General features: G+C 73.3%; 5 protein-coding genes and 1 riboswitch. Of the genes, 3 read left to right on the top strand and 2 right to left on the bottom strand.

Annotated elements, in window-relative coordinates; genetic code table 11:
- Positions 1-141: 141 nt before the first annotated feature.
- Together WML84_RS11445 and glyA are read right to left on the bottom strand one after the other, a co-directional pair.
- Positions 142-1,020: a bifunctional methylenetetrahydrofolate dehydrogenase/methenyltetrahydrofolate cyclohydrolase gene (locus tag WML84_RS11445; protein WP_347346273.1), complete on the bottom strand. Its 879-nt coding sequence runs from the start codon at positions 1,018-1,020 to the stop codon at positions 142-144.
- A gap of 215 nt (positions 1,021-1,235) precedes the next feature.
- The gene (gene glyA / locus WML84_RS11440; RefSeq protein ID WP_347346272.1) at positions 1,236-2,510 is read right to left on the bottom strand and encodes a serine hydroxymethyltransferase; all 1,275 of its coding nucleotides are present in this window, start codon (positions 2,508-2,510) and stop codon (positions 1,236-1,238) included.
- A gap of 22 nt (positions 2,511-2,532) precedes the next feature.
- Positions 2,533-2,627, bottom strand: a riboswitch (ZMP/ZTP riboswitch).
- Positions 2,628-2,879: 252 nt separating this feature from the next.
- Here glyA and WML84_RS11435 point away from each other — a divergent pair.
- The 3 genes from WML84_RS11435 to WML84_RS11425 all read left to right on the top strand — a co-directional run.
- Positions 2,880-4,427 carry a beta-N-acetylhexosaminidase gene (locus WML84_RS11435; RefSeq protein WP_347346271.1) on the top strand — a complete coding sequence of 516 codons (1,548 nt, stop codon included), beginning with the start codon at positions 2,880-2,882 and terminating at the stop codon, positions 4,425-4,427.
- Positions 4,424-5,587: an N-acetylglucosamine-6-phosphate deacetylase gene (gene nagA / locus WML84_RS11430; protein WP_347346270.1), complete on the top strand. Its 1,164-nt coding sequence runs from the start codon at positions 4,424-4,426 to the stop codon at positions 5,585-5,587. The genes WML84_RS11435 and nagA overlap by 4 nt, the downstream gene beginning before the upstream one ends.
- A 530-nt stretch (positions 5,588-6,117) precedes the next feature.
- Positions 6,118-7,099: sigma-70 family RNA polymerase sigma factor (locus WML84_RS11425; RefSeq protein ID WP_347346269.1), on the top strand; the 982-nt coding region annotated here is incomplete at its 3' end.

Here is a 7,099-nt window from a genome sequence, read left to right as displayed (position 1 = left end):
CGAGTCACTGCGCTACCGCCCACTCACTGCGCACCAGCACAGTGACCCGGAGCTACGGCAGTGACTCGCGGGAAGGGAGCGCGGGAAGGGAGCGCGGGAAGGGAGCGCGGGAAGGGAGCGCGGGATGCCGGAGCGAGCGCGCTAGAGGGAGCGCTCGGCGGCCTCGACCACGTTCGTCATGAGCAGCGCGACCGTCATGGGCCCCACTCCCCCGGGATTGGGCGAGAGCCAGCCCGCGACGTCCTCGACGCCGGGAGCCACGTCGCCGTAGACCCGGTCCTTGCCCGTCTCGGGATCGGTCTCGCGGGTCACGCCCACGTCGAGCACGGCGGCGCCCGGCTTGACGTCCTCGGCGCGCACGAGGTGTTTGACCCCGGCAGCCGCGACGATCACGTCTGCCTGGCGCAGGTAGGACGGCAGGTCGACCGTGCCGGTGTGGGTCAGGGTGACGGTCGCGTTCACCGCACGACGCGTCAACAGCAGGCCGATCGACCGGCCGATCGTCACGCCGCGGCCGACCACGACCACGTGCTTGCCCTTGAGGTCGTAGTCATTGCGCAGCAGCAGCTCGATCGCGCCCCGCGGCGTGCACGGCAGCGGCGAGTCGATGCGCCCGTTGACGTTGAGCACGAGCCGCCCGAGGTTCGTGGGATGGAGGCCGTCGGCATCCTTCGCGGGGTCGATCCGCTCCAGGATCGCGTCGGTGTCGAGGTGCTTCGGCAGCGGCAGCTGCACGATGTACCCGTGGCAGGCCGGATCGGCGTTGAGCTCGTCGATGACCGCCTCGACCTCAGCCTGCGTGGCGTCGGCAGGGAGCTGCCGCTCGATCGAGTTCATCCCGATCGCGACGGACTGCTTGTGCTTCATGCCCACGTACAGCTGCGACGCCGGGTCGGCGCCCACCAGCACGGTCGCGATGCCGGGCACGATGCCCCGCTCGCGCAGGGCCGCGATGCGCTCGGCGAGCTCTGCCTTGATGTCGGCGGCCGCGGCGCGGCCGTCGAGCTTCTGAGCCGTCATTCCTGTGTCTCCCTCACTGTCTCGTCCCGCACCCCCGCCCGCCGCTCGACCGCGAGAGTGCGACTGTGCACCGAGAGTGCGTGCTGAGCCTGCTGTCTCGGTGCACCATTGCATTCTCGCGGTCAGCGGCGGGGGCGGGGTCGGGGCGGGGCGGATGCCGGCGGTCGGGCCGGACCGGGAGCCCACCGGCGCCGGGACCCCGGACCGGCTCGACGTTACTGCTGCAGGCCGGGGTAGAGCGGGAACGCGTCGGCCAGGGCGGCGACGCGCGCGCGCAGCGCCTCGACGTCGGCGCCCGGCTGCAGCGCGAGCGCGATCACGTCGGCGACCTCGGTGAACTCGGCGTCGCCGAAGCCGCGCGTCGCGAGCGCGGGCGTGCCGATCCGCAGGCCCGACGTGACCATCGGGGGGCGCGGGTCGTTCGGCACCGCGTTGCGGTTGACCGTGATGTGGATCTCGTGCAGCAGGTCCTCGGCCTGCTTGCCGTCGATCGCGGCGTCGCGCAGGTCGACCAGCACGAGGTGCACGTCGGTGCCGCCCGAGCGGACGGCGATGCCGGCATCCTTCACGTCCTGCTGGGTCAGCCGCTCGGCGAGGATCGCAGCTCCCCGGACGACGCGCTCCTGGCGCTCCTTGAACTCGGGCGTGCCTGCCAGCTTGAACGCGGTCGCCTTCGCGGCGATCACGTGCATGAGCGGGCCGCCCTGCTGGCCCGGGAACACCGCGGAGTTGATCTTCTTGGCGATGTCGGCGTCGTTGGTGAGGATGAAGCCCGAGCGGGGGCCGCCGATGGTCTTGTGCACCGTCGACGACACGACGTGCGCGTGCGGCACGGGCGACGGGTGCAGGCCCGCGGCCACGAGACCGGCGAAGTGGGCCATGTCGACCCACAGGAGCGCGCCGACCTCGTCGGCGATCGCGCGGAACGCGGCGAAGTCGAGCTGGCGCGGGTACGCCGACCAGCCCGCGATGATGACCTTCGGCTTGTGCTCGATCGCGAGGCGACGCACCTCGTCCATGTCGATGACCGAGGTCTCGGGGTTCACGCCGTACGCGACGATGTCGTACAGCCGGCCGGAGAAGTTGATCTTCATGCCGTGCGTGAGGTGCCCGCCCTGGTCGAGCGAGAGGCCGAGCAGCGTGTCGCCGGGGCGTGCGATGGCGTGCAGCACGGCGGCGTTCGCGGTCGCGCCGGAGTGCGGCTGCACGTTGGCGAACTCGGCGCCGAACAGCTCCTTGGCGCGCGCGATCGCGAGCTCCTCGGCGACGTCGACCTCCTCGCAGCCGCCGTAGTACCGGCGGCCGGGGTAGCCCTCGGCGTACTTGTTGGTCAGCACCGAGCCCTGCGACTGCAGCACAGAGACGGGCACGAAGTTCTCGGACGCGATCATCTCGAGGTACCCGCGCTGGCGCTCGAGCTCGCGGTCGAGGACCGCGGCGATCTCGGGGTCGACCTCGGCGAGCGGGGCGTTGAACAGGGAATCGGTCATGGCGCACTCCAAGCAGCGGGTTCTCATCGGCCCAGGCGTGCGGTCGATTCCGTGTCGGCTCGGTGGTCGGTCGCTCCCCGGTGGTGTCCCACCTCAACGCCAGTCGCGACCCCCTGAGCATAACGGATCGCGCGCGCCTCGGCCTGGGCTTCTGCTGGTCGCCGACGCGTGCCGAGGACGGGTCGCGGGCATGCCGGCGGGCGCGGTCAGCGGCACGCGCCCGGTCGCGGCGCTCGATCGACCCTCGTGCGGCCGCGCACCGGGTCGGCCTGGATCGGTCGACGCGTCGGCTGGTAGGCTTGCGAGGACGTTTGTTAGGAACCCTTACATAGCTCGCGGGATGCCGCATCCCCCATCGAACGGAGCGTCATGACCTCACCGGGGCCGGTGCCCGCGCCGCTCTCGCTCGACGCGCGCGCCGCCGCGCCGTTGCGCCTGGCCGGCGGCGTCGCGATCGACGGGCCCGCGGATGCCGCGGCCGCCCTCGAACGGCTGATCGCCGCCCGTACCGGCCTGCCCGTCGCCCTCGACGGCGCACCCGCACCCGCCCGCATCGCGCTGACGGTGACGGACGACGGCGCCCCCGAGTCGTACCGGCTGGCTGTCGACGAGCACGGCGCCACGATCGCCGGGGCTGATGCCGCGGGGCTCTTCTACGGCATCCAGACCCTCGCCCAGCTCATCGAGCGCGACGACGATGCGTGGACCGTGCCGGCCGTGCGCGTCGAGGACGCCCCGCGCTTCGCGTACCGCGGCGTGATGCTCGACGTCGCCCGCCACTTCCACCCGGTCGAGACGGTCAAGGCGTACATCGACCGCGCCGCGGGGCTGAAGTTCAACCACTTCCACCTGCACCTGAGCGACGACCAGGGGTGGCGTCTCGAGATCGCGAGCCGCCCCGAGCTGACCGCGCGTGCGTCGGGCAGCTCCATCGGGGGCGATCCGGGCGGCCGCTACACGCAGGACGACTATCGCGAGCTGGTCGCGTACGCGGCCGCACGCCACCTGACCGTCGTGCCCGAGATCGACCTGCCCGGTCACACGCACGCGGTGTCGCTCGCGTACCCGGAGCTGTCCGAGGAGCCCGTGCTGTCCGACGAGGTGCGCCGCGTCGTGCGCGAGTTCGGCGGCGACCTGCCCCGCAACGGCGCGCCCTACGACGGGCTGGCCGTGGGCTTCTCGTCGCTGCGGATCCACGACGAGGCGACGTACGCCTTCGTCTCGGACGTGCTCGCCGAGGTCGCCGCGCTGACCCCCGGTCCGTACCTGCACGTCGGGGGCGACGAGGCGCTCGGCACGCCGCCCGAGGACTTCGCGTACTTCGTCGAACGCGTCACGCGCATCGCCGCCGATACCGGCAAGACGCCGGTCAGCTGGCACGAGGCGGGTGCGATCGGCGACCGGCTCGCCGCCGGGACGATCGGCCAGTACTGGGGCTATCGCACGCCCACCGGCGGCATGGACGACAAGGCGCGCGCGTTCGTCGACCGCGGCGGGCGCGTGATCCTGTCGCCCGCCGACGCCGTCTACCTCGACATGGCCTACGCCGCCGACGCGCCGTTCGGCCTGCGCTGGGCGGGTGTCGTGGACGCGCGGCAGGCGTACGAGTGGGAGCCGGCGGAGGTCGTCGACGGCATCGGCGAGGCCGGCATCCTCGGCGTCGAGGCACCGCTGTGGACCGAGACGGTGCGCGACCTCGCCACGATCGACGCGCTCGCGTTCCCCCGCATCGCCGCCGCCGCCGAGGCCGCCTGGTCTCCCGCGCTCGGGACGACGCCGCAGCGCTCGTGGGCGTCGTTCCGCGAGCGCGTCGGCCGCCTCGCGCCGCTGTGGACCGCGCTCGGCATCGGCTACACCCCGCTCGACGACTTCCCCTGGGCGGTCGAGCAGCCCACGACGGACAGGAGCCTGACATGACCACCGTGCTGCACTCGGTCCGGCTGGTCGATGACGGCCGCGTGACGGATGCCGCGTGGATCGCCTTCGCCGACGGCACCGTCTCGGCGACCGGCACCGGCGACACCTGGCGCGCCCTCGCCGCAGCCGACGCGACCGCCGGCGTCGACGTCGTCGACGGCGGCAACCGGTACCTGACCCCCGGCTTCGTCGATCTGCACGGACACGGCGGCGGCGGTGCGGCGTTCGACGACGGCCCCGCCGCAATCGCGACGGGGCGAGCGATCCACCGCGCCCACGGCACGACGCGCGCCGTCGTCTCGCTCGTGACCGCGTCGATCGACGACCTCGCCGCGCGGGCCGCGATGGTCGCCGACCTCGCCGAGCGCGACGCGACGATCCTCGGCTCGCACCTGGAGGGCCCGTTCCTCGACCCGGGGCACAAGGGCGCGCACACCGAGAGCCTGCTGCGGCCGGCGGACCCGGCATCCGTCGACCGCCTCCTCGCCGCGGGCCGCGGCACGATCCGGCAGGTGACGCTCGCCCCCGAGCTGCCCGGCGCGCTCGATGCCATCCGCCGCTTCGTCGCGGCGGGCACGGCCGTCGCCGTCGGCCACACCGGAGCCGACGCCGCGCAGACGGCCGCGGCGTTCGACGCCGGCGCGACGCTCCTCACGCACGCCTTCAACGCCATGCCCGGCATCCACCATCGGGCCCCGGGGCCGATCGTGGCCGCGATGGGCGACGGACGGGTGACGCTCGAGGTGATCGCCGACGGCATCCACGTGCACCCCGACGTGATCCGGCTCGCGTTCGCCGGCGCACCGGGGCGCATCGCGCTCATCACCGATGCGATGGCGGCGGCGGGCGCCGCCGACGGCGGCTACGTGCTGGGCGGGCTCGCGGTCACCGTCGTCGACGGCGTGGCGCGTCTCGACGAGGGCGGCACGATTGCCGGGTCGACGCTCACGCAGGATGCCGCGCTCCGCCTCGCCGTCGACTGCGGCGTGCCGCTTCCCGAGGCCGTGGCGGCGCTGACCGCCGTGCCGGCCCGCGCGCTCGGCCTCGGCGACCGGTTCGGGAGCCTGCGCGCGGGCGCCGCCGCCGACGCGGTGCTGCTCGACGACGATCTCCGGGTCGAGGCGGTCTGGGTCGACGGCATCCGGGTCGCGGACGACTGAGCCGGGGCGTTCGTGCGCCCGGGCGCCGTCCGAGCAGTGGACGTCCACGCCGTGCGTCGCGGTGCCGACGGCCTCCGCACCAGCGGCGCGCCGACGACCGCCGCCGAATGGTGAAGGGCGGCCGATCCCCCGATCGACCGCCCTTCCGTCCCCCGCGAGTGGCCGGGTCGCCCTCCCCCGAGAGCTTCCCGACCACCCGTCAGATGGCCCCGTTCCTCCCCGCCATCACCTCGTTCGCACGTCCCCCCGGACCGTCCGAGCGAGAGCCTTCTTACTCATGGGATGCACTCCGTCCGGGTCTATTACGCGACTTCAGAAGTTTTTCCGGAACTTTCCCGGAGCCGGCGCGCGCGAAGGCACTCGCCCCGAGCCGTCGCCGAGACGGGCCGTCCGCGCGCCGAGGGGGCTCCCGCGAGCGGCCCTCACGGGCGAGAATGGAGGTTCCGGGGTGAGAATGGAAAAGGCGCGTCATGAACGCGCCCCGCGCGCGTCTCATAGAAGACCACGTGGGCCGACCCGAAGGAACACCGATGGACCCGAACTCCGACGTGCCGCGCGACGTCTCCGACATCGCCGATGCGGACCTCGTCCTGCGCACCCGCTCGGGGGACAGCGACGCCTTCGGAGAGCTGTGGCGGCGCCACTACCGCTCGGGCATCACGGTGGCCCGGTCGGTCACCTCGACGCTCGACCCGGACGACCTCGTGCAAGAGGCCTACACGCGCATCTACCAGTCGATCGTCAAGGGCGGCGGACCCACCGGATCGTTCCGCGCCTACCTGTTCACGAGCATCCGCAACACCGCCGCGGGCTGGGGGCGCGCGCGCCGCGAGACCGCGATCGACGAGATCGAGGAGTTCGAGGACCCGCAGACCTCCGACCAGGCCACCGACGAGGCCCTCGACCGCAGCCTCACGCATCGCGCGTTCCGCAGCCTCCCGACCCGCTGGCAGGAGGTGCTGTGGTACTCCGAGATCGAGCAGATGAAGCCGGCCGAGATCGCCCCGCTCCTCGGCATGAAGGCGACGGCCGTCGCGCAGCTGACGTTCCGCGCGCGCGAGGGTCTGCGCGAGGCGTGGATCCAGGCGCACCTCAACTCGGTCGCCGACGGATCGCCCTGTCAGTGGACCATCGAGCGGCTCGGCGCATACGCGCGCAACAACCTCGGCCGGCGTGACCACGGCAAGGTCGAGGCTCACCTCGCCGACTGCGCGCGCTGCGCGATCGTGGCGTCCGAGGCGAAGGACGTCTCGCACCGCCTCGCGCTGATCCTGCTGCCCCTCGCGATCGGCGGCGGAGCGGCGACGGCCTACCTCGCGACGGTTCAGGGCGGAGCAGCGCCCATCGTGGCCCTGGCGGCCGGCACGACGCCGATGTGGCCGGGTGCCACGGTCGCGGGGCAGGATGCCGCGGGTGCCGCAGCCGGCTCCGCGACGGGCTCCGGCGGCTCGGGCACGCTGGTCGGCGCGGGTGCGGGCACCGGCTCCGGCGGTTCGGGCGCGGTCGGCGGCG

The organism is Microbacterium sp., assembly GCF_039812165.1.
Taxonomy (GTDB): domain Bacteria; phylum Actinomycetota; class Actinomycetes; order Actinomycetales; family Microbacteriaceae; genus Microbacterium.
This window is presented reverse-complemented; position numbering and strand designations above follow the sequence as displayed.

Bases quoted from the DNA above. Each gene is read 5' to 3' on its own strand.
- glyA (WP_347346272.1), bottom strand. From the start codon at position 2,510: ATGACCGATTCCCTGTTCAACGCCCCGCTCGCCGAGGTCGACCCCGAG.
- nagA (WP_347346270.1), top strand. From the start codon at position 4,424: ATGACCACCGTGCTGCACTCGGTCCGGCTGGTCGATGACGGCCGCGTG.
- WML84_RS11445 (WP_347346273.1), bottom strand. From the start codon at position 1,020: ATGACGGCTCAGAAGCTCGACGGCCGCGCCGCGGCCGCCGACATCAAG.
- WML84_RS11435 (WP_347346271.1), top strand. From the start codon at position 2,880: ATGACCTCACCGGGGCCGGTGCCCGCGCCGCTCTCGCTCGACGCGCGC.